The organism is Candidatus Accumulibacter necessarius (assembly GCF_036625085.1).
On the sequence record NZ_JAZKUM010000002.1, the window covers coordinates 456,955 to 479,767 of the forward strand.

Annotated in this window: 17 protein-coding genes and 1 pseudogene; 5 read left to right on the forward strand and 13 right to left on the reverse strand. The window is 62.2% G+C overall.

Annotated elements, in window-relative coordinates; translation table 11 throughout:
- Positions 1–5 precede the first annotated feature (5 nt).
- The 8 genes and pseudogenes from V5B44_RS06430 to V5B44_RS06465 all read right to left on the reverse strand — a co-directional run bounded on the left by V5B44_RS06430 (position 6) and on the right by V5B44_RS06465 (position 7,668).
- The gene (locus V5B44_RS06430) at positions 6–1,748 is read right to left on the reverse strand and encodes an AAA family ATPase (protein WP_332358260.1); all 1,743 of its coding nucleotides are present in this window, start codon (positions 1,746–1,748) and stop codon (positions 6–8) included.
- Positions 1,749–2,737: pseudogene (locus tag V5B44_RS06435) on the reverse strand (DUF2130 domain-containing protein).
- Positions 2,734–3,087, reverse strand: coding sequence for a HepT-like ribonuclease domain-containing protein (locus tag V5B44_RS06440; protein ID WP_332358261.1), 354 nt, complete (start codon positions 3,085–3,087; stop codon positions 2,734–2,736). Before V5B44_RS06440 ends, V5B44_RS06435 begins: the two are co-directional and overlap by 4 nt.
- Positions 3,080–3,370: a nucleotidyltransferase family protein gene (locus tag V5B44_RS06445; RefSeq protein WP_332358262.1), complete on the reverse strand. Its 291-nt coding sequence runs from the start codon at positions 3,368–3,370 to the stop codon at positions 3,080–3,082. The genes V5B44_RS06440 and V5B44_RS06445 overlap by 8 nt, the downstream gene beginning before the upstream one ends.
- A gap of 19 nt (positions 3,371–3,389) precedes the next feature.
- A complete protein-coding gene (locus V5B44_RS06450) occupies positions 3,390–6,383 on the reverse strand; it encodes an SNF2-related protein (protein ID WP_434735410.1) in 2,994 nt (997 codons plus the stop codon).
- A 47-nt stretch (positions 6,384–6,430) separates the two neighbouring features.
- On the reverse strand, positions 6,431–6,820 hold the full coding sequence (locus tag V5B44_RS06455; protein WP_332358263.1) for a type II toxin-antitoxin system RelE/ParE family toxin: 390 nt from the start codon (positions 6,818–6,820) through the stop codon (positions 6,431–6,433).
- A gap of 168 nt (positions 6,821–6,988) precedes the next feature.
- Positions 6,989–7,279 carry a type II toxin-antitoxin system Phd/YefM family antitoxin gene (locus V5B44_RS06460; RefSeq protein ID WP_332358264.1) on the reverse strand — a complete coding sequence of 97 codons (291 nt, stop codon included), beginning with the start codon at positions 7,277–7,279 and terminating at the stop codon, positions 6,989–6,991.
- A gap of 98 nt (positions 7,280–7,377) precedes the next feature.
- Entirely contained in the window at positions 7,378–7,668 is a 291-nt protein-coding gene (locus tag V5B44_RS06465) for a hypothetical protein (RefSeq protein ID WP_332358265.1), read from the reverse strand.
- 160 nt (positions 7,669–7,828) lie between these two features.
- On the opposite strand from V5B44_RS06465, the gene V5B44_RS06470 reads away from it, so the two are divergent.
- Positions 7,829–9,268: a hypothetical protein gene (locus tag V5B44_RS06470; RefSeq protein WP_332358266.1), complete on the forward strand. Its 1,440-nt coding sequence runs from the start codon at positions 7,829–7,831 to the stop codon at positions 9,266–9,268.
- A gap of 138 nt (positions 9,269–9,406) precedes the next feature.
- Here V5B44_RS06470 and ggt read toward each other — a convergent pair whose 3' ends face one another.
- The gene (gene ggt, locus V5B44_RS06475; RefSeq protein WP_332358267.1) at positions 9,407–11,203 is read right to left on the reverse strand and encodes a gamma-glutamyltransferase; all 1,797 of its coding nucleotides are present in this window, start codon (positions 11,201–11,203) and stop codon (positions 9,407–9,409) included.
- Positions 11,204–11,381: 178 nt separating this feature from the next.
- Here ggt and V5B44_RS06480 point away from each other — a divergent pair, with 178 nt between their 5' ends.
- The 4 genes from V5B44_RS06480 to V5B44_RS06495 all read left to right on the forward strand — a co-directional run bounded on the left by V5B44_RS06480 (position 11,382) and on the right by V5B44_RS06495 (position 17,326).
- Positions 11,382–12,362 (forward strand): efflux RND transporter periplasmic adaptor subunit, encoded by a 981-nt coding sequence (locus tag V5B44_RS06480; RefSeq protein ID WP_332358268.1) that lies wholly within the window; start codon positions 11,382–11,384, stop codon positions 12,360–12,362.
- Positions 12,363–12,366: 4 nt separating this feature from the next.
- Complete coding sequence (locus V5B44_RS06485) at positions 12,367–15,588, forward strand: efflux RND transporter permease subunit (RefSeq protein ID WP_332358269.1); 3,222 nt, start codon at positions 12,367–12,369, stop codon at positions 15,586–15,588.
- A 105-nt stretch (positions 15,589–15,693) separates the two neighbouring features.
- Positions 15,694–17,046, forward strand: a complete 1,353-nt coding sequence (locus tag V5B44_RS06490) for an IS701 family transposase (RefSeq protein WP_332357861.1) — start codon at positions 15,694–15,696, stop codon at positions 17,044–17,046.
- A 52-nt stretch (positions 17,047–17,098) separates the two neighbouring features.
- Positions 17,099–17,326 (forward strand): YgaP family membrane protein, encoded by a 228-nt coding sequence (locus V5B44_RS06495; protein WP_332358270.1) that lies wholly within the window; start codon positions 17,099–17,101, stop codon positions 17,324–17,326.
- 180 nt (positions 17,327–17,506) lie between these two features.
- Here V5B44_RS06495 and V5B44_RS06500 read toward each other — a convergent pair whose 3' ends face one another.
- From V5B44_RS06500 to V5B44_RS06515, 4 genes are all read right to left on the reverse strand, one after another.
- Positions 17,507–18,139, reverse strand: coding sequence for a LysE family translocator (locus tag V5B44_RS06500; RefSeq protein WP_332358271.1), 633 nt, complete (start codon positions 18,137–18,139; stop codon positions 17,507–17,509).
- A 32-nt stretch (positions 18,140–18,171) separates the two neighbouring features.
- Positions 18,172–20,475: a nitric oxide reductase activation protein NorD gene (locus tag V5B44_RS06505; protein ID WP_332358272.1), complete on the reverse strand. Its 2,304-nt coding sequence runs from the start codon at positions 20,473–20,475 to the stop codon at positions 18,172–18,174.
- 16 nt (positions 20,476–20,491) lie between these two features.
- Positions 20,492–21,295, reverse strand: a complete 804-nt coding sequence (locus V5B44_RS06510; protein WP_332358273.1) for a CbbQ/NirQ/NorQ/GpvN family protein — start codon at positions 21,293–21,295, stop codon at positions 20,492–20,494.
- Between the two features lie 102 nt (positions 21,296–21,397).
- On the reverse strand, positions 21,398–22,777 hold the full coding sequence (locus V5B44_RS06515; RefSeq protein ID WP_332358274.1) for a ribulose-bisphosphate carboxylase: 1,380 nt from the start codon (positions 22,775–22,777) through the stop codon (positions 21,398–21,400).
- Positions 22,778–22,813: the final 36 nt, after the last annotated feature.

Consider the following 22,813-nt stretch of genomic DNA (forward strand, 5'->3'; position numbering starts at 1 on the left):
ATTCGTCACATCCCCACCGGTTTAGCGCGGGCAGCAACAGCGGCTATCGCATCAAGTTTTTCAATCACTTCTGGATCAATTTGTAGCTTCGACAAAAACCCAGCTAGCAGGTGATAGTCACGCTTTCGGAACGACAAAGGCAAACCGATTTCCTTGAAAAAAACTCGGAAAATGCGATCCAGAACCTCGTCCGTGGCTTTTACATCAGGAGACCAAGGTGATTTTTCGTCGATCTCCAACAGGTGCGTGACTTCGGCAATGGCCTTTTCCATTGCCTTCTGCCGGGTGACCCGTTCGGCAACACCAAACAGGTCATCCGCCACATCATGGACCGCCCAGGCAGTCAGTACCTGTCGAGTGCAGAAATAATTCTCGATTTCCCGCTTGACCCACATGACTTCATTCAGATTTTCGTTGGGCTGAAGTGCGCGGTCGAGGTGGTCAAACAGGGCAATGCCGACCAAATCGCTCTTGGCTTCACGCAGCCCGTTAAAGTGATCGCGGGATTTCTGCGGCAAGTTGGTTGCGACATAGTGGACAAAAGGCATGTCCAGCAGGGCCTGAGCGGGATGCTCCAGAATTCTGGCGAATGTCTTGAGAATGGCTAGGTCCGTTGAGTCTTCGACATACAACACCCAGCCGGTCTGTTCTGCCTGATAGTACTGATCCCAGCCCAAGTCCGTTAGCGCCTTCATCACTTGGCTGCCACGGTCATTCAATAAGTGTGGTCTGCCAACGAACGCGACTACCGTGCCGCGATTCGCCGCTTCGGTGAGCACAACCTCAGAATGGCTGGCAGCGACGATCTGTGAGCCTTTTTCTTCGGCAAGATCGTTGATGAGTTGGTAGGTTTGACGCTGTCGTAGCACTTCAAGATGTGCGTCAGGCTCGTCCAGCAACAACACCGTCCGCGGATTGGCATACAGGTGCGCAAGGATCAGCAAGGTTTGCTGCAAGCCTCTGCCGGAAGAGGATATGTCCAGACGTGTGCCGGATTTTTCTTCGTATTCCATAACAATTTCGCTGCGCTCGGCAACAAACTTTGGGTTAAGCAGTTTCACTCCGAACAGGCGGAATAACTGCGCCGTCAGCGTAATCCAGTCGCCAGACGGTTTGCCCGCTTTGTCGTCTGACCAGCAGACCCGGTAGCATAGATTGCGTAACACCTGTGCGGTTTGGCCTTGCCCGATCAACACGCCAATTTCCCCTGGCTGTTTGATGAACTCGCGATCCGTCAACCCGGACATCGGCGGCAGCAATGCCACTCTGACTTGGGTCGCCGGTTCCGGAATCGGCATGCGCTCGGGTTGTTTACCCTCCTCAAGCCGGAGTGGCCGGCAATAAAAGGATTCTTCGTTTGCATAATCGAATTCAAGTCCGCACGACCACGCTTGGTCATCGGTAATACCCTCAACCAGAATGTCGACGCGAATATTTTGCGTTTTTGGCGCTCCTGCTTGCCGGTCAATGTTACGTACATGCAGGTCGCGCCAAAGAAGATTGGCAACGGGGACTGGAAGCGCCACCAGATCGCGCCGATTGATGGCCACACCTTGTCTTTGGAGTGCAGTGGACTTACCTGTTCGCTTTTCAGTCCACCGGCGCAAACCAAGCTCCCAGAGGGCCAGCGCCTGAAGCGCCGTGGTCTTCCCTGAGTTGTTCGGTCCGATGAGAACGACTGACTTGCCCAGAACAACCTCAACCCCATCAAACCGCTTGAAGTTCTTGATGGTCAATTTAGTTAGCATTCATATCCCCTTAGGACTCAGAGCAAGCAAATCCAGCCCTTCCATTTCCTGCAAGGATTTTCCCGCAATCCCTTGCAGATCACCATACATGCCGACAGTGGACCCCATCACGCGCTCGATTTGTTCGTCGCGCTTGGCCCTCTGCTTCATGATCGCCTTGCGCTCCTTGTCGAGGTCTTCCTGCGTTGTCGAGAACGCTTCGACGATGGCCTCGACGCGATTCCGGAATCGTGGCCCGGTCAGGTCTTGGTAAATCATTTCGGTCTTGGTCTGCTAGCCTTCCGAAACCTGCCGCGCCATGCCGACCTTTGGCAGCGTGTGACGCAAGACAGTCGCCACCGGCAACGCCGCACGCGGGCTGGTCACCCATACGCCGTCAACGACATCGAAGGCTTCGACGCCTTTGGGAAGCACCTGGCTGACGAGGACGGAAATCTCGGCTTTGGCAGTACGCTGGTCCTCGCGGAACTTGACGAGCCAGCCGTCGCTCCAATCTTGGTGCGTTTACATTCCCAAAGGATCGTGCCAGCCTGCTGGCTGCTCTGGCTGACAACCCGTTGCAGGACATCGCCGCCGAATTCGCCCTTGGGGACCGGTTCGATGGAGTCAAACGGGTACTTGGAGCCCAGCAGGTTTTCAAGCTCAAGCTCCTGAACTTTACCCTGTAGCTGCTGGGAGCCTTGTTCGGCCTTCTGTTTGAGTTCTTCGATTGTTTGCTGCATTGAGGCGATGGTCTGGTCCTTTTCCATGACCTTCAGCTTCAGCTCTTTTTCTGCTTCGCACTTCGCCTGCTCGCGGACATCGCCGAGACCTTCCTGCACGCGCTTTTCAACGGTCAGTTCCAGCTCGCGCTTGGCGATCTCTTCATCCTTCTGCGATGGCTGTTGTTCGAACTGTTTTCTGGTTGCCGCAATCAGCGGAGCTGCCAGCGATTCGGTCAGCCGGATTTCGGTCTTGCAGTTTGGCCAGATGATGGTCGGTTCGGTCATGTCGTCCGATCCCGGAGTTCGCGCAGTTGTGGCAACAGGGCTGGAATGTCGCTTTGGATAATGCTCCACAAAATATCGTTGTCGATCCCCAGGTAGCCGTGGATCAGCCGGTTACGGGTGGCGATGACGAGCCGCCAAGGTAGCTGGGGGTTGGCGGCTCGGACAGCATCCGGGATGCGCGTTGCGGTCTCGCCGAACAGTTCGAGATTGCGCACGGTGGCGTCGTAATTCAGCCCGCTGGCAACGAATCGAGCCTGATCGAGTCCGTCGGTGTAAGCGATGACCTTTTCGGCGAAGCCGATCATGTCGTCGAGGTAGAAGCGCCATTCACGCGCTGCATGGTCAGACATGGACGGCCTCCTTTTCGACGAACGGACGCAGCTCGGGACGCAACGCTTTATCGGTCACGAGATCAATCGGCGCACCGAAGAGGTCTTCGAGGTAGAACTGAACGCCGAAGTAACGCTCGGATGTTGCCGGGCCATCAAAAGCGACGAGGATATCGACGTCGCTATCGCTCCGGGCGGCGTCGCGGACGGTTGATCCGAACAGTGCGAGATCCGTCACCCCGAAGCGAGCTGCCAGTTCGGGCTTGCTGCGGGTAAGCAGTTCGATGGCGGTTGTTCTGTTCATTACTGCCTCCAATCTATCATCACAGCAGCTCCCATTCCACGGCAAAGAGCCGGGTAGCCGTTACTTGCTGCCCCAACTGCTGCTCCAGTTCGTCGATCAGGCTGTCTCGCCGGGCCTGAACCTGATCCTGCCGGTCGAATAGTTCGCGCCGCTTCTTGTCTCGCTGCCTCTCAAGATCGCGTTGTTCCTTCGGCGCTTGCAGCTTGTCGGCCAGGGTAGCCGCGCGCTTGCTCCTGGTGCGCGCTTCCTTGATTTGCCGGTCAAGGTCTTTGATCTCCCGCTCAAGGCCGACCTTCAGATCGTCAGCCCACGCATCGAGTTTTTCCGTCTCCTGCGAGAAGAACAACAGGTTGCGCGACTCAAGGTCGCCAATCACCAGTGCCTGTTGCTGGTTGATCCGCTGTTGCAGCGCTGGCGGAATCGGCACATTGGCAGCGCCGAAATCGAGCATGTTCTGCTGCGCCGGGGCGAGATCGTCCGAGAGCGATTGCTGAAGCGGAGCACCGTCAACACGTGGCAACGGAACGGGAGACCCAGGCATGCCGAGCAGGCGGTCGGTTACCTCGGCATCGAAGACATTTCCATCGGCGTCAATGGCAGCAGCCAACAGATGCTCTTCGGTCGCGCCCAGGGAATGGATGCGCAGGTGCTGAACCATCAGCGTGCCAGTCTGGCCCCGCAAGGCCTCGATGACCGAGACCTTCGCCCCGTAGGCGTCGTAGTCGAGCACCAGCTTGCTGGGGGTCAGCGGCGCGCGCTGGGCATGGTCGATCAAGCCCTGTGCGAGAGGGTGCGCCATGCGGTAGATATGCGCGAGAACTTCCCATTGCGCGCTCCGGCGCGGTAACTCGTAACGCCCCAGGGGGATCGCGGTCGCGTTTCCATCCCGCAGGCCATTGGGCAGGCTGCTCAGCAGGAAGCCGCTATCGTCTTCGTCAAAAGTTGCATGCCCGTTGAGCGCGGCGCGGGTGAAGCGCATCAACAGGCGCTCCAGCCTGCCGAGGGAGGCACGGGCATCGCTGTTGCGCAGGCGCAGTCGCTCTTGCACGTCTTCGTCGAAGTTTTCCAGTAGCGCCCTGCGGGCATTGAGCATGGCGTCGGAGATCTCGCCCGCCAGGTCGAGTTGCAGTTGCTCGAAGGCCGTATGAATGGCCTCGGGGTGGCGGCAGGTCTGGTATATCTCGGCGATGCGGCGTTCGAAATCGACACCGGACTCCACCGCCCCCAGCACTTCATCACTGGCGCCGAAGAGGCCATCGAACAACTGGAACTTCTGGGCCAGCAACTCATAGACGCGCCGGTCGGCGTCGTTGTCGCGATTCAGGAAGTTGACGACAACCACATCGTGCTTCTGCCCGTAGCGGTGGCAACGCCCGATGCGCTGTTCGATCCGTTGCGGGTTCCATGGCAGGTCATAGTTGATGACCATCGAGCAGAACTGGAGGTTTATCCCTTCGGCACCGGCCTCCGTGGCGATCATTATGCTGCCGCCTTTGCCAGCATGGTCGCGGAAGTAGTCGACCAGCGCGGCGCGGGTATCGGCACTGCGTGAGCCGGATACCCGGTCGGTGCCGGTATGCCGGGCGATCCACTCCGCGTAGATTTCCCTGGCCCTGGCATCCGTGTTACTGCCATTGAAGAGGACCACGCCGGGGCCGTGATCGGTGCCTGCGAGCAGTCTCAGCAGGTAGTCCTGCGTGCGGCGGGATTCGGTAAAGACGATAGCCTTCTTCGCGGCGCCGAGTTCGTCCAGTTTTTTGAACGCAACATTGAGGGCTTGCAGCAATGCAGTGCCCTTGGCGTTTTCGGTAATGGAAATAGCCAGATTGCGGAACGATTCGAGTTCGCCGACTTCGGCCTGGATGGCGGCGATTTCGGCTGCGGTTGATACCTTGGTGCTGCCATCGGCGACGGCATCGAGTTCGTCTGCCAGTTCGTCGAGGGCTTCGTAATCCTGGTCAAGTTCGTCTGCAAGGTCGGTAGTCGCCGCCTTTTCGTCGAGGGTCTGGCCTAGTCGCTTGATGAGGGTTTCCAGCGCCCCAGCGATGGCGAAGGTGGAGGACGCCAGCAGCTTGCGCAGGACCAGTGTGATCAGTTGTCGCTGGCTGTTCGGCAGGGCATACAGTGATGGCCGTTGCAGGAATTCCGAGACGTAGTTGTAGAGCCTGGTTTCGTCGGCACCGGGTACGAATTCTTGCAGCATCGGAATGCGCCGGGTGTATTTGACGTAGGCCTCGACCTGTCGGCGCAGCGTGCGCTTGCAGATCGGTGCAATGCGGTTCTTCAACGCATCGAAACTGGCGGTGTCCTTGAGTTGCCCGAATTGGGCGCGGAAGCTATCCAGATCGCCGAATACGCGCTCGTCGACAAAGCTGACCAGTCCGTAGAGTTCCAGCAAGGAATTCTGGAGCGGCGTTGCCGTCAGCAAGACCTTGTGCGGCAGCGTCAGTGCATCGCGCAGGATGCGGGCGGTCTTGTTCTCCGGCTTATAGACGTTGCGCAGGCGATGGGCTTCGTCGATGACCACCAGGTCCCACGATACGGACTGTATGTCCTTGGCTTTGCCTGCCGCGAATTGATAGGAGCAGATGAGTACGGTGGCGCTGTTGCCTGCAAGGTCGAACGGATTTGTCGCACCGTCCTTGACGGCTTGCCGGTAGGACCTGGCTTCAAGGAGCGCGGCAGCGATACCGAACTTGTCTGCCAGTTCCTGGTGCCACTGCTTGCGCAGGTTGGCGGGGGTGATGACGAGAATGCGGCGTTTGCGCTCGGCCCATTTCTGAGCGATCAACAAGCCTGCTTCGATGGTTTTGCCGAGACCGACTTCGTCGGCAAGGATGGCACCCCTGGACAGCGGGTTGCTCGTCGCGAACAGGGCGGCGTCGATCTGGTGGGGATTCAAGTCGACTTGAGCATCCAGTAGCGCACCGGCCATGCGGTCCATGGAATTTGACGCGGGACGGCGGGTCAGTTGATACGCGAAATACGCTAGCTGGTGCGGGCTGTAGGTCATCGTTTGTTTTCTTTTACTGCTATGACGGATAGTACTCTGGCGTTGGCCTATCGTCGCCAATGTCCCTCGAAGTCAAACGATAGCTGCCGCTGGTGCCGGATCGCGAGCAGGCAAATCGTTTCGCCAATCAGCGCGTAGAGCAGCAGGTAGTCCTTGAGGACGTATTCGCGCAGGGCGTCCATGTCCTGCGTCAGCGCAGACAACTTTGTGCGGAGGCTTGCGAGTGCGTTGGTGGTCTCGACAGACCGCGGTTGGCGGGCCAAAAACGGCCTGCCCATTTCAGGGAAGCGCTCAAGGTTGGGGATCACCGTTTCGAGCAATTCATCCAGCAAGCCGTCGAGGGCCTGCGGTGCTTCCACTTCGGTCAGGAAAAGTTCGATTCCTTCGAGGTTGCGCTCGAAACTTGCAGTGAATTTGACGACAGGTTTTTTCGCCATGCTTATTGCCGGTCCTCGTCAGTATCCCAAGTTGTTCGGTAGGCATCGACGTACAACGCCGTCGCTGCCGGGTCAATGTCCCAGCTGCGCGATGCTCTCGGGTATCGGATCAACTGCCACGCCAACGGCCCATGAATACGGTTCCGCGAACCCGGTGATCTCGACCAGTTACGCGCTACGCCGACGCTTGAGGGCGGTAATGGCGCTGCGGGCGTCCTTCACCTTGCCAGCGGCCACATCGTCAAGTCCCTTGGAAGCGTCGTCGATCAGCAGCAAATGAATGCGCTCGCGCTCCAGCTGGTGGTAGTAGTCCAGACGGTTGGCGTCGATCAGGGCGATGTAGCTTTCACCGTTCTTGGTGATGATCTTCTCGGCGCCGCCCTTGACCTCTTCAGCCAGTTCGGAGAAGTTCGCTCGGGCGTGCGAGAGAGGAATTACGTCGCTTGCGGAAATACCCATGATGGCCTCCTGAGCCGCACAAGATGTGCAGTATTTTGTACATCATACGCTTTGGCAGTCACGGGCAAAAGTGGAGCCTGCGCGACTCCTTGGAGTGTCTAGCCGGGAAATGACGGCATGCAGCTGTGTCGCGATATGGCGATCCAGCGCGTCGAAGACATCAAACAGGCTGCGCGTGCGGCGTTGACTCGGCCTCCTGCACCGCACGGCGCGAGCATCTGCGTCTTGATCGGCGTCAGCGCTTCGTGTTTGAATGTCGGAGGCGCGTCGTCCGCTGCGTAACCCGCATGAACCTCGCGCTCCTTGGCGGGCCGAATGAAAATGTCCCCGGCGTCGGTGAGCCGCAAGAACAGTTGACCGCCGGGACGCAGCCCGGTGCGCTCAATCACGTACTGCGGCAGGAGTGAGCGAGTTGTGGCAGGAGGCGCAGTTCCACCCGCCGGTGGCGCCCTCGAGCCAGAGTCGTCCCGAAGCCGTTGGGCCGGGTGTTCACCGCGAACTGCGGCGCAAGGGGGTCACGCTCGACCGGCCGAATCGTAAGGAGATCCGATGACCAATCAGACCGCCGCCGAGCTTGTCGATTTCAAGTTGCTCGATGAGGCTTCCAGGAAGCTGCTGGGGTATTACGTCCATCGCAAGTTCAACATCCATCTCTCTTCAATTCTGGCCGCGCTGAACCGGCAATACCAGGACGGCATGAGCGAGGGCCTGACGCGGCCGACGCCGCTTGGCCGCCAGATGCTGCTCGATTTTCGCGCACTCGACTACAACGCTCTGATCGAGGTCGTTGGCGTCTGCATGTATGTACTTCTGTGCCACACGATCGCAAACTCGCGACTCCGGCATCGCGACGATGCGAAGCACGTGCTCTATCTGCGGGGCTACGACTTCGAGGCGGCCTTCACGACTGGCGTCGGCGTGGCGACGGGTATTTCGACCTGGGATACCACGGGTTTCACGCTGGATCTGCCGGCGCTGCTGGAGCGGCCGCTCTTGAAGGTGCTCAGTCCGAAGGAGGTCGATTCGGAGACGGTGACCGCAGAGCGGTACTACGCCAACCTGGACAAGATGATCCGGTGGATCCGCCAGCGCCCGGCGGCCATCTACCTCAACGCGCTGCACTGGCAACGCGGGGTCCTCGAACTGATTCCGCGGATGGACCATTTCATCGTCTACGTGTCATCGATCACCGAAAGTGCCCTGTGGGAGCTCGAACAACTGCACGACGAGCGATACCGCGACCGGGTGACGGTCGTGTTCGATGAAAAAGCGATCGAAAAGAAGGCATCGCAACTGGCCCTTCAGCAAGCCATGGACGGGAAGCTGGGTCGGACGATCTGGAGCAAGCAGGGAACGGCACCCTCGTTGACCGCCGCACAGGTCCGAGCGGGCCTTGCCGAGGTGTTCATGGTGATGAGTCCCGACGAGTTCAAGGCGAACATCGAAGACGTCAGGCGGCGCATCGACAACAACCATTCCGAACTCAAACCCGGGGAACGGGAGACCGAGCTCGATTTCGAGTTCTACCCGGCGGTCGAGGATAGCGATCTCAGGCGGCTGCAGGCGATGTCGCAGGCGCTGGCCAAGCTCGTCGAGGCCGGCCAGACCGGCTCGATCGACTGCCTGTCACTTTACGTCGCGCAGATTCAGCTCCTGATCCACGTGACCTTGCTTCTCGGCGACCATGAGGCGACGGGTCGTGCTCTATGCGCTTATTCGGCAGTGATGTGGAGCTCATCCAATCACTACGAGCCGACGGGTGAGCGGGCGGATGACTTGCCAGAGGAAAGTCGGGCGCAGTTGCTCGGGATGCTCGACAGCAACGGCGGATTTGCCGAGTACGCAGGCCGTCGACTGTTGGCCTACGGTCGAAACCACGAGCTCTCGGACCAAACCGGGCAAGTGGACGCGACCTGGAGCGCGATCTTCGAGGCCACCCGGAAGTCCGTCGACAACGTCTTCGCGGGTCGCCAACGGGCGACTGAATGAGCCTAACCCCGCTTAACCTTCAACCGAACCGGTCGTGCGTCTTGATTGGAACGTGCAGGTCCCAGGTGCTGGACATCCCGACAGGGGAGGGGAACAGGTCGCCGGCACCTGGCTGGCCCGGACCTCGTCGCTGGCGGCTTACTCACCCAGCACGCTGCCCTCTCTGCGCGGGTCGGCACCACCGGTGTACCCGTCGCGGTCTCTTGCGATGGCCTGGAGTCCGCTGCTCATCCCGACTTCCTTGACCTCATGGCCCCTGGCCCTGAGCGCTTCGATGAAAGACGGGGCAAAGCGACCCTCCTCGAGTAGCGTCGGGCCGTTCAGCGAGCCGAAGTTGGGCAGATCGATCGCCGGTTGCGGCGCGAAGCCCCAGTTCAGGGTCGCGTAGAGCAGTTTGGTCGTGTAGTGGATGATCAGGGCACCCCCGGGCGAGCCGGCGCTGATCACCAGTTCGCCAGTTTCCTGGTCGAAGACCAGCGTCGGGTTCATCGACGAGCGTGGGCGCTTGCCGGGTTCGACGCGGTTGGCGACCGGTACGCCCCGCTCGTCGGTCGGGGTGAAGGAAAAATCGCTGAGTTGGTTGTTGAGCAGAAACCCCCTGACCATCTGGCGCGCGCCGAAGGCATCCTCGATGGTGCTGGTCATCGCCAAGGCGTTGCCGTCGCCGTCCACGATGCTGAGGTGTGAAGTGCCGTACTCGACCTGTTCGGGCATCGGCGACTGCGCTGCAGCCTTGGGCGATGGCCTGCCCGGGCTCGCTACCTGCATGCTCTGCGGGCCGATCAGCCGTGCTCTCGCTGCCAGGTAGTCCGGCCCGATCAGCGACTTCCAGCTGCCTGCCGGGGCGGCAACAAAGTCGGGGTCGGCGACATACTGGGCGCGGTCGGCGAAAGCCAGGCGCGAGGCTTCGGTGTAATAGTGCATCCAGAGGGGATCCGAAAACGGCAGCGACGCGGCCTCGGTCTCATTCATGATGCCGAGAATCTGGGCAGTGGCGATCGCCCCCGAGCTGGGCGGGGGAAAGCCGCAGATCAGGTACGCCCGTCGGGGTACCACTTTTTCCGGGAGATAGGTGCTGCACAGCGGAGTGCGCCGTTGCGGCCGGTAGGCTGCCATGTCGGCCATGCTCAGCTGGCCGGGGTTGCCCGGATGCCGCTGCACCTTGTCGACGATTGCCTGCGCGATCTCGCCGGTGTACAAGGCCTGTGATCCTTCCCTGGCAATCCGGCGCAGGACGCTGGCCAGCTCGGGGTTGCGCAGGATGTGACCGACAGCCAGTGGCTGACCGTCCTGGTTGTAGAAATAGGCCGCGGCCGGCGCGTCTTTCCGCAGGTGTGGATCGGTGCTGAGCAAGGTGTGCAATCGCTGGCCGACCGGGAAGCCGTCCTCGGCCAGCCGGATCGCCGGCTGGAAGAGGCTCGCCCAGGGCAGTCGGCCATACTCGGCATGCGCCACCTCGAGCATCCGCACGACGCCGGGTACACCCACGGCGCGGCCACCGACGACGGCTTCATGAAACGCCATTGTCTTGCCGTCCGCCTTGATGAACAATCGCTCGTCGACCGACGCCGGTGCCGTCTCGCGACCGTCTAAGGCGACCGTTTCGCGGCCATCGTGGTAGAGCAGGAAGGCGCCGCCGCCAATGCCGCTCGACTGCGGCTCGACCAGTCCGAGCACCATCTGGGCGCCGATTGCCGCGTCGATCGCCGTCCCGCCGGCTCGGAGCAAGGCCACACCGGCTTCGCTGGCCAGCGGGTGCGCCGTCGCCACGGCAAACTTCCGCCCCTGCCAGCCAGTCTGAACCGTGTGCTCCGAGGTACCTTCCGGCTGGCGCGTGTCGGTGGCGCCGGGGGCGAGCGCTCGGGTGGTAGACGGGGAGTGACCGCAGCTGGTGACCAGCAGTGCCGTGACCAGGGCAAGGCAGAGGACTTTCATGGCTGGACTCCGATGGGCAGACCCCGGCTTTGTCTCATTCAGGTTGCCCGTGCGTCAAGAGGAATTGCCCGCGCAGTCCCCGATTGGCGCTGGCTGGTGCTTGTATTCGCACGTATATCAGTATATTCTTATACACATGTCAATTAATCCACAGGCGCGATCGATCAGGTGGCCGGCGATGGTTGCCGGCCTGGCTGCCGCCGCTTCCCTTGCCGTGCAGGCGCAGACTCTGCCGGACAGGGTGGTGCAGTCGCGTCCCGTCGATCTGACGCTGCCGGTGGAAGCGCTGGTCGAGGCGGTCAATCAGGCGACGCTGGCGGCGCAGGTCTCGGGCCGGGTAGTCGAAGTGCATGTCGACGCCGGGCAGGCAGTGAACAAAGGTGATCTGCTGATGAAGATCGACGCCCGTGAAGCGAGCGAGGTGGCGGCCGGCGCGTCGGCACAGTATGTCAATGCCCGCGCCCATTACCAGCGAATGCTCAGCCTGCGTCAGCAAGGCTTCGTCAGTCCGGCAGCGGTGGACAAGGCGAAAGCGGATCTCGATGCGGCGCAGGCGACGCAGGGGCAGACGACGGTCGGCGTCGGCCACGCGACAGTGCGCGCACCCGTGTCCGGTATCGTCGCGGAGCGCTTCACCGAGCTTGGTGAAATGGCGGTTCCCGGCAAGCCGCTGCTGTCGATCTACGAACCTGGTGGCCTGCGGGTCACCGGCAGCATCCCGCAGTACCGGCTGGCGCAAATGCGCTCGGTACGGCAGGCCAGGGTCGAGTTTCCGGAACTGGGAAGATGGGTCGACGCAACCACCGTCAGTGTTCTGCCGACCGCCGATGCGGCGACACATGTCTCGTCGGTACGCGTCGGTCTGCCGGCCGGAATCGCCGGGGTTGTTCCCGGCATGCATGCGCGGGCGCACTTCGTGATCGGTCGCGCCAACAAGCTGACGGTACCGCAGACAGCCGTCGTCCGACGTGGCGAGGTCGCTGCGGTCTATGTGCAGAACGAGCAGGGGGTGCTGAGCCTGCGCCAGTTGCGTCTCGGCGAAGTGGTCGCGGCCGGCGAGGTTGAGGTGCTGGCCGGGCTGCAGGCTGGCGAGCGTGTGGTTCTCGACCCGGTGAAAGCTGCAATCCAGATCAAATCCGCGCGGCAGCAGGGCAAGTAGCGCGATGGGCATTTCCGGCCGCATTGCCCGCTTCTTCGCCAGTTCGCAAATGACCCCGCTGCTGGCGCTCGTGGCGCTGTTGCTGGGCGTCTTCGCGACGCTGGTCACACCGCGTGAGGAAGAGCCGCAGATCGACGTGACCATGGCCGACGTGCTGATTCCCTTTCCCGGCGCGTCGGTGCGCGATGTCGAGAACCTGGTCGCGACGCCGGCTGAGCAGGTGCTGTCGCGCATGTCGGGAATCGAGCATGTCTATTCGGTGTCACGGCCGGGGCTGGCGGTGGTGACCGTGCAGTTCGCCGTTGGCGTCAAGTATGCCGATGCCGTCGTTCGCCTCTACGATACGGTGCATTCGCATCGCGACTGGCTGGCGCCGAACCTCGGCGTGCTCGAGCCAACGGTCAAGCCGAGAGGCATCGACGACGTGCCGATCGTCTCGCTGACCTTCTGGACGGCCGATCCGGCACGCTCCGCCTTCGACCTCCAGCAGGTAGCGCGTGCCGCCGAGACCGAATTGAAGCGGGTCAAAGGAACCCGTGATGTGTCTACCCTGGGTGGCCCCGATCACGTCGTGCGGGTGTTGATGGACAGCGAACGGATGAACGCCTACGGCGTTACGCCGCAGGATCTGGCGGCAGCGCTGCGCGTCGGCAACGTACTGCAGTCCTCTGGCAGCCTGGTCGCCGGCAACCGCGAAGTACTCGTCCAGACCGGTACCTACCTGGAATCAGCGGCCGACGTCAGGCAACTCGTGGTCGCGGTGCGCGGCAACCCCGGCGCGCGGAAGCTGGTGTTCATGGGCGATGTCGCGCGCGTCGAGGATGGGCCCGATCAGCCAGGCCGCTACGTCTGGCTGGGCAACCGTGATGGCGAGTTTCCGGCAGTGACCGTGCAGATCTCCAAAAAGCCGGGGGTCAACGCCGCCGACGTCGCCACCGCGGTGATCGAGCGCGTCGAATCGCTCAAGGGCACCCTGATTCCCGAGGGAATCGAGGTCACGGTGACCCGTAACTACGGCCAGACGGCGACCGACAAGGCGCAGAAGCTGATCGGCAAGCTGGTCTTCGCCACTGCTTTTGTCGTTGTGCTGGTGTTCTTTGCGCTCGGACGGCGCGAGGCGCTGATCGTCGGCGTCGCGGTCAGCCTGACGCTCGCGGCGACTCTGTTTGCCTCCTGGGCCTGGGGATTCACGCTCAATCGCGTCTCGCTATTCGCGCTGATCTTCTCGATCGGCATCCTGGTCGACGACGCCATCGTGGTCGTCGAAAACATTCACCGCTGGCAGATGCTGCAGCCCGGCAAGCCGTTGCTCGAGATCATCCCGCTGGCGGTCGACGAAGTGGGCGGGCCGACGATTCTTGCCACCTTCACCGTGATCGCCGCACTGTTGCCGATGGCTTTCGTGACCGGCCTGATGGGGCCGTACATGAGCCCGATCCCGATCAACTCGTCATTGGGAATGTTCATCTCGCTGGCCGTCGCCTTCGTCATCACGCCGTGGCTGGCGGCACGCCTGCTGGCCAGCCCGGCGCACGCGGCTGCGCATGATGCCGCCGCTGGCTCGCCGGCCGCTGGCCGGCTCGACCGCCTGTTCCGTCGCCTGCTGTCGCCCTTCCTCGACCCGCAGCACGGCCAGAAGGCGCGCCGCTGGCTGCTGCTTGCCATTCTGCTGTTGATCCTTGGCTCCGTATCGCTCGCCGCGTGGAAGCTGGTCGTGCTCAAGATGCTGCCCTTCGACAACAAGAGCGAGTTCCAGATCGTTCTCGACATGCCGGTGGGTACGCCGCTCGAGGAAACCGCGCGCGTGTTGCGGGAAATCGGCAGCGAGGTGGTGAAGGTCCCGGAAGTGAGCGATTACCAGGCTTACGCCGGTACCGCCAGCCCGATCAACTTCAATGGCCTGGTGCGCCAGTACTACCTGCGGGCGGCCCCGGAACTTGGCGACCTGCAGGTAAACCTGGTGGACCACAAGCAGCGCTCGCGGCAGAGTCACGAAATTGCCACGTCGGTGCGCGATGCGGTCGAGGCGATTGGTCGCCGCGCCGGCGGCAACGCGAAGGTGGTTGAAGTGCCGCCCGGGCCGCCGGTTCTGTCGCCGATCGTCGCCGAGGTCTATGGGCCGGACTACCGCGGCCAGATCGCCGTCGCCAGGGAAGTGCGCCGGTTGTTCGAGGCGGATCCGGATCTGGTGGCGATCGACGATTCGGTCACCGCCGACGGCAGCAAGACGATTCTGCATGTCTTGCAGAACAAGGCGGCGCTGCTCGACGTCGCACAGAGCGACATCGTCGACGTGGTCCGCATGGGCTTGGCCGGCGAAGACGTCACGCCGGTGCATAACACCGATTCGAAGTTCGAAATTCCGGTACGGTTGACCTTGCCCGCCGAGCAGCAGAGTTCGCTCGACGCGTTGCTGAAGCTGCGCGTCCGCTCGCGTGGCGGCCACCTGGTCCCGGTCTCGGAGTTGGTCGAAGTGCGCGAGCTGCCGCGCGAGAAAGCGGTCTACCACAAGGACCTGCTGCCGGTCGTCTACGTTGTCGCCGACATGGGTGGCAAGCTTGATTCACCGCTGTACGGCATGTTTGCTGCGCGCGGAGACATCGTCGGCCGGTCGCTCGACGGCCTCGAAGGCGGTGCCGGTACGCTTGGCGAATACTTCATCCGCCAGCCGGCCGCCCCCGACGCCGGCTACAGCATCAAGTGGGACGGCGAATGGCAGATCACCTACGAGACCTTCCGCGACATGGGCATTGCCTACGGCGTCGGGCTGATCCTGATCTACCTGCTGGTCGTCGCCCACTTCAAGAGCTATCTGGTGCCGCTGATCATCATGGCGCCGATCCCGCTGACCATCATCGGCGTCATGCCGGGGCATGCGCTGCTTGGCAGTCAATACACCGCGACCTCGATGATCGGCATGATCGCACTCGCCGGAATCATCGTCCGCAACTCGATCCTGCTGGTCGATTTCATACGCCAGCAACTCGCCGATGGAGTCGACCTGCGCGAAGCGATCATCCAGTCCGCCGCCGTGCGCGCCAAGCCGATCGCGCTGACCGCGCTGGCGGCGATGCTCGGCGCGCTGTTCATCCTCGACGACCCGATCTTCAACGGGCTGGCGATCAGCCTGATCTTCGGCATTTTCGTCTCCACCCTGCTGACGCTGGTGGTGATCCCGGTGTTGTACTACTTCTACTTTGTCAGATTCGTATTCGCCTTCCTGTGATCTGCGTTTGTCATGTGCTAGAATGCCATACGTCGTGATTGTTTAATCTATTCATGGAGTTGTAAATGACAATGTCAACTCCATTACGTCGATAGCATATCTTCGCTGGTCGCTTCGGCACTCGAGCACTTCGATTCGCACTTCGCGCCCTATCTCCATTGCTTTCGAAGCCGGACCCGTTCGGTAGAAGACACCGCGCGCCGGTATCTGCACGGGCTGTTCCAGAGTTCGCGCCGTAACCTGGAGTGCATGGCGGAAACCGTATCCGACAGCCGCTATCAGCCACTGCATCATATGCTTAGCGAATCCAATTGGGATCGGCGCGCGGTGCGTCGGCAACTGGTGGTCGATGCCAACGCCCACTTCGGCTATCCCAGCGCTCTACTCCTGGACGAGAGCGCGTTCGGGAAGAAGGGAAACATGTCCGCGGGCGTGGCGCGGCAGTGGAACGGTCGCTTGGGGAAGGTCGATAACTGTCAGGTGGGCGTCTTCGCGGCGGTGACGCGCGATGGCGTAGCAAGCGTGGTGGATGCCGACTTGTATCTGCCGGAGAAGTGGGCCAAAGATACGACACGTTGCGAGGCGGTGGGGGTGCCTGAGGAGGCGCAGACGTTCCGCACCAAGGGCGAGATCGCTCTGGACATGGTAATTCGCCTGAGGCGGGAAGGCTTGCACTTCTCTTTCGTCGCCTTTGATGGCGGCTACGGGCACTTGCCCTGGCTGCTCGGGGAACTGGATGTCGAGGGAGAGATCTTCTTCGCTGAGGTGCATTCGGATCAGGCGATCTATCTCCAGGATCCCGCACCCGCGGTGGCGGCTCGTCGTTCGTCGAAGGGTCGAGCGCCCCGTCGGCTGCGGACCACGGCGGTGCCCATGACGGTGGCCGCGTGGGCAGCCACGCAGTCGGCATCCGCCTGGGGGCGTCTGTCGATCCGTGACGGCGAGAAGGGCGAGGTGATGGCCGACTATCTCACCCAGCGGGTGTGGGTCTGGGACGGCGAGGCGCCGTTGGCGAGCCGTTGGCATCTCCTGGTACGACGGGAACTCGATGGGACGAAACTCAAATTCGGCCTGTCCAATGCCAAGCCCAGGGCGTCTTTGCGCCGCTTGGCGGAAATGCAGGGAGCGCGCCATTTCGTCGAGCAGTCCTTCCGAGAGGCCAAGAGCGCCTGCGGCATGGCCGAGTATCAGGTCCGCCGCTGGCAGGCGTGGCACCATCACATGGCCCTGGTCATGATCGCCACCATGTTCCTGGCCAAGGAGCGCCTGGCCCATCGCGAGACGGCTGAACTGCTCTCCTGCCGTGACTTGATAGAGATCATGCGCCATCGGCTGCCTACCAAGATCGTCACCGACGAAGACCTCGCGGCATCCATCATCGATAGGCATCGACGGCGGCACAAAGCCATGGAATCCGCCTACAGAAAGCAAGCCGCCATGCTCTCAGCATTAGATTGAAAGACAATCTGACAAAGTAGAACTACGCAGCCTTCAGAAAGGAGTACCCAGCATGACGACCGATCGTGCCGTACGCATCATGGCCGGCAGTTTCATCCTGATTTCACTCGCCCTCGGCGTGCCGGAGAGTCCGCTTTTCGTTTCGAAGTACTTCCTGTGGTTTACCGCCTTCGTCGGGGCGAACCTGTTCCAGAGCGGCTTCACCCGGTTTTGCCCGGCCGAGAGCATCATGGTCAAACTTGGCATCAAGCGCCTCGACGAATCGTCCTGCGGGCGCTGACGCGCCAGCCAGACTCGGTCCAGCAGGACTGGGTTGCAGACCGCGTGGTCGGGGGTGTTCCGAACACCGTTTCCCAGGGTGTTGAACCGGGCTTGGTCCGGCCGATCACGGGGCGCGTTCCCGACCGGCTCGGTCGAGAACTGTTCGCCGACGCAAGGCGCAAGACTCGGTAACACGGGCTCAGCGATTGCTCACCGTGCTCAGGGCAATACCCGCAGCCATGAACGATCCGCCCGCAAGCCGGTTGAGCAGGCGCTGTCGCCGCGGGCTGGTCAGCCATAGCCGGAGCGCGGCGCCCCCGTAGACGTAGGCCAGTTGCCAGCTGCTCTCGATGACGTAGAAAGTGACGGCCAGAGCCAGCCATTGCGGCAGTTGCGGCATGTCGGCACGGGTGAACTGCGGAAACAGGGCGGCAAAAAACACAAAGGCTTTCGGGTTACTCATCGCCACCAGAAAGCCCGTCCGAAAGCGCTGCCCGCCGCTGATCGGTGCATCCACGATGGCAGCGGGGGTGCAAGCGGTTTCCCCGACCGGCGCGCACCAGGCTTGATAGCCCAGCCATACCAGGTATCCGGCGCCGGCGTATTTCACCAGAGTAAACACCGTCTCCGACGCCGCCAGCAAGGCGCCCAGCCCGGCAACCGAGGCGGCCATGATCAGGCCCAGCGCGCACAACAGACCGGCCATCGTCGGCAAGGCGCCACGCACGCCAAAACGTATGCCATGGCTCATCGCCAGCAGCATGTTCGGGCCGGGGGTGGCGGAGACAAAAAATACGGTGACGACGAACAGCAGCCAGGTATTCAGATGCACGCACTTCTCCTTGCTATGGCGCAGGAAGCAGTCTAGCGCGTCAGCGCCATGAACAGCTCGGGCAGCTTCTCCGGCAGCCGCTCGATGTTGTCGATCACCGCGTATCGCCCGCCGAAGATATCATGCACGTACTCGTCGGCCTTGCGGTCGAGGCTGATGCAGTAGGTGAATATTCCCTGCTGTTCGAGTTCCCCGACAGACTTGCGGGCGTCTTCGATCAGCAGGCGTTCGTCCTGAACATCGACGTCCGAAGGTTGCCCGTCGGTCAGGATCAGCATCAGCTTCTTCTCGGCTGGCTGCGCCGCGAGATAATGCGCGGCGTGACGCATGGCAGCGCCCATTCGCGTCGAATAGCCCGCCTGCATCGCCGCCAGGCGGCGCTTGACGGGGTCGCCCCAGCCCTCGCTGAAGCCCTTGAGATGCAGGTAACGCACGTCGTGCCGGGTGTCCGAATGAAAACCCGCAATTGCCAACGGATCGCCAAGTTGTTCTATGGCCCAGGCCAGCAGGGACACCGCCTCCTGACTCAGTTCGAGCACCGTCTGCTCGCCGTTGCCAACCCTGACCTTGTCGCTCAGCGACTCGGAGAGGTCGAGCAACAGCAGCACGGCGAGGTTACGCCCGTTCGTACGATGGCTCATGTTGATCCGCGGGTCGGGCGTGGCGCCGCTCTTGAAGTCGATCAACGAGCGGATGGCAATGTCCAGATCCAGTTCGCTGCCATCCTCCTGGTAGCGGACGCGCAGCCTGTCCTGCGGGCGCAGCAGATCGAGCAGGCGTTTCAGGCGCCGCGCCAGCGCCGCGTGCTTGTCGAACAGGCGATCGATCAGCGCGGCCTCCCCCGACGGATGGAGCGATTCGTAAAGGCTGACCCAGTCGGGTCGGTAGGTCTGGCTCTGATAGTCCCACTCGGGGTAGTGGCGCGGCGGCAGCCGGTCGACTTCGGCCGCAGCGGTCGTTGGTCGCGGCTCGAACATCTCCTCGTCGTCGCTGAGTTCGTGGAATCGCCAGAGGTGACGGTTATCGTCGCGGTAGGTGATCACCGTGTCGGCGAAATGGACGTTCGCCAGCTGGTCGCTCTGCCGGCGGGTGCGCGCGACATAGGCGAGCGCGAGCGTGGCGACCGCCTCGCTGCTTGCTTCGCCGCTGGCCATCGTCTGCGCGAAGCGCTCGACAAACTCGCGCAGCGCCGCGTCCTGGTAGCCGTGCGCGGGGTCGAGGAGCGCGCGCGAGAGCATCGCCAGTCGATGGCGCAGGCAGGAATGCGTTGCGGCGTTACAGGCGCCTTCAACGGGTGTGGGGTGCAGGGCGAGAAAAATGCGGTGCAGCCCCGGGTATTGCCGCAGGATCAGCCTTTCGATGCGGCTGTCTTCGAACATCTCGATCGCCATGCGCTGCATCGGGCTGAAGTTGTCCGCGAACAGCGGTGTGCTCCAGCGGCGGTGACCAGCGATGTGCGCCAGGCTCGCCCGGTAGCGGTCGATCCCGCTCACGCCCAGGGCGTCGTCGAGGACGTCAGGCAGGCGAATTCCGGACGCGTCGTAGTAGGGGAGCAAAGGCGCAGACGCATCCGCCTGCGCTGAATGTCCGGTCGGGTCAGCGCTGCTGGCGTACGGTACCAGCTGGGCGCTGTCACCCCAGAGTCCCCGCAGGCAGAGGTCGAGCAGGTGTTCGTGATCGACCAGCAAGGTACCGTGCCGTTCGCGCTGGAAGACCGCGCGGCTGTCGGCTGACTGCAGGCTGAAGTAGGCGCGCTGGCGGTCGGGGTGGTTGCCGTAGTTGCGGATGCCGTAGTCGACCCAGTTCTGCAGTCCACCGATCGCCAGGCCGTTGAGCAGGATCGGTGCCTGCGCAAGGAAGTCGGGCAGGCCGTGGCTGGCGAAACTCTTGTGGATGCCGTGGATCGAGCCGCTGGTGCGCTCCATCAGATCAAGCGTGAGATCGAGGTAGTGCTGCATCTGCTCGCGCGAGGGAAGCCGGCGGGCGACCGCGGCCAGCGTCTGGAGGAAGGGGGTGATCGCCTTGCCGTTTGGCGATTTCCAGATCAGCTGGAGGGTGTGATTGATCGCCGGCAGCGCGTCTTCGCCAAGGATGCCGGCGGTCGACGGCCATTCTTCGAGGAAGGTGAGTAGCGGTTCGACACCACGCCCCATGCGGCCGAGGAAGCGCCCGCACTCGAGGTAGGCGCTGACGCCGGCGGGCGAGAGGACACGCAGCGCGTCGAGCAGGCAGGCTTCGAAGACTTCACCGACCTGCGGGAAACGGCAGTCGAGTTGCGCGCGGTATGCCGCCAGGCGTTCGGGCCAGGCGGCATCCGGGCTCTCGGGGGAGGGCATGGCAGCCGTTTGCGGCTCAGGCGAACGTGGCGTCGATCGCGTGATCGAGAGTGTCGCGGATGTCGCGGTCGTCGGTGATCGGTCGTACCAGTGCCATCCGGCAGGCGTCGTGCGGGGTAACGCCGCCCTTGATCAGCGTCGCCGCGTAGACCAGGAGGCGTGTCGAGATGCCTTCGTCGAGGCCGTGCCCCCGCAGGCGGCGGGCGACAGCGCCGATGCTTACGAGTTGCGCAGCGGTGGTCGCATCGATGCCGCTTTCGCTGACCAGGATCGTTGTTTCGAGGGCAGCATCGGGGTAGTCGAACTCGAAGGCGGCGAAGCGCTGCTTGGTCGACTGCTTGAGGTCCTTCATCAGGCTCTGGTAGCCCGGGTTGTACGAGATGACCAGCTGAAAATCGGCGTGGGCGTGGATCAGTTCGCCCTTTTTGTCGAGCGGCAGCGTCCGTCGGTGGTCGGTCAGCGGGTGAATCACCACCGTCGTGTCCTGACGCGCTTCGACGATTTCGTCCAGGTAGCAGATCGCGCCGATACGCGCAGCGGTGGTCAGAGGGCCGTCGAGCCAGCGTGTGCCGTTGGCTTCGAGCAGGTAGCGGCCGACGAGGTCCGAGGCGGTCATGTCTTCGTTGCAGGCAACCGTGATCAGCGGCTTGCCGAGTTTCCAGGCCATGTATTCGATGAAGCGCGATTTGCCGCAGCCGGTCGGTCCCTTGACCATCACGGGCAACCGCGCCGCGTAAGCGGCCTCATAGAGCGCCACCTCATTCCGCTGCGGCTGGTAGAAAGGTGCTTGAAAAACCTTGAACTGCTCCCTGTCGGTCATTGCCTGTCCCCTGTCTGCAGCGCTGCTAGGGAGCGTGCTCCCGACCGCTGTTCCCGGCCAACCACCCCTTGCTGTGCCCTTGAACCTGAAGCCTGGCCGCTTCTAGCGATGGACGCCGAGCTTCTCGCGCCAGCCCGGATAAAGCATGTCGGCGTCGCCCGGGAAGGACTCGAAAGCACGGGCAAATTCCTTGTGCTGCCTGGCCCACTCGATCGGGTCGGCACCCGCCTTCCAGCACTCGTAGGCCTGACGCAGCGAAATGGCCCCTGCCGCCGGGCTGTCGATGTGACCGTAAGAGCCGCCGCCGGAAGTGTTGATGACGTTGCCGTGGCCAAGATTGGCAAAGAAGCCGGGCAGACGCAGCGCGTTCATGCCGCCGGAGATGATCGGTGTGGTCGGCTTCATGCCGTACCATTTCTGATGATAGGCCGGACCCTGGTACTCGTCGCGCTCGATGACGTAAGCGATCGCGCGATCATCGGCGCTGCCCTCCATCTTGCCGTAACCCATCGTGCCGACGTGAATTCCCGAGGCACCCTGCAGACGCGACATCTTGGCCAGCACGTAGGCATCATAACCGCGCTTGGAACTCGGCGAGGTGACCGCGCCGTGGCCGGCACGGTGGTAATGCAGGTACTGGTTGGGATATTGCCGGCGCGCAGTGGTCACCATGCCGGGGCCGCCGACGTAGCCGTCAACCAGGAAGGCGACCTTGTCGGCATCGGGGCCAAAGGTCTCGAGAATATAGTCGGCACGCGCGCACATCTCGTAGTGGTCGTCGGCGGTGATGTTGGCCGAGAACAACTTGGCTTGTCCCGTCTCATCCTGTGCCCGCTTCATGGCGTCGTACACCAGGGGCATGACCTTTTTCATCGGGGCAAACACCTGGTTGCCTTGCGGTTCGTCATTCTTGATGAAGTCGCCGCCGAGCCAGAACTGGTAGGCAGCCTTGGCAAAGGGCTCCGGCCGCAGGCCAAGCTTTGGTTTGATGATCGTGCCGGCGATATAACCGCCGTCCTTGATCGGGCGACCAAGAATCCGCCACATGTCGGAGATATCCTTGGCCGGGCCGTCGAAGAGCTGGATGGCGCGTTCGGGCATGTAGAAATCGTAGATCTTCGCGTGCTCGATGTCGCCCATACCCTGATTGTTGCCGATGACCAGCGTCAGGAAGGAAACGATCATCATCCGCCCGTCGGTGACATTGCGGTCGAAGAGATCGAGCGGATAGGCGATGCGCATCTCTTCGCTCGGTTCGTCGATCAGATAGACCAGTGCGTCGACCCCGCGGGTGAAATCGTCGGTGGTGCATACCTCGACGTTTGTCCCGGTGGACGACTCGGCGGCAAAGTGGGCGGCGGCCTGCAGATAGTCATAGCCAGCTTTCGGCTTCATCTTGTAAGCCACCAGGATGTGCTTGCCACCCTTGATCAGGTCTTCTTCCCTGAGGCTGAGGTCGGCGTAACGATTCGATTGATCCATGCTTGTCTCCGAGTTAATGAGGGTGAAGAGGCTGCC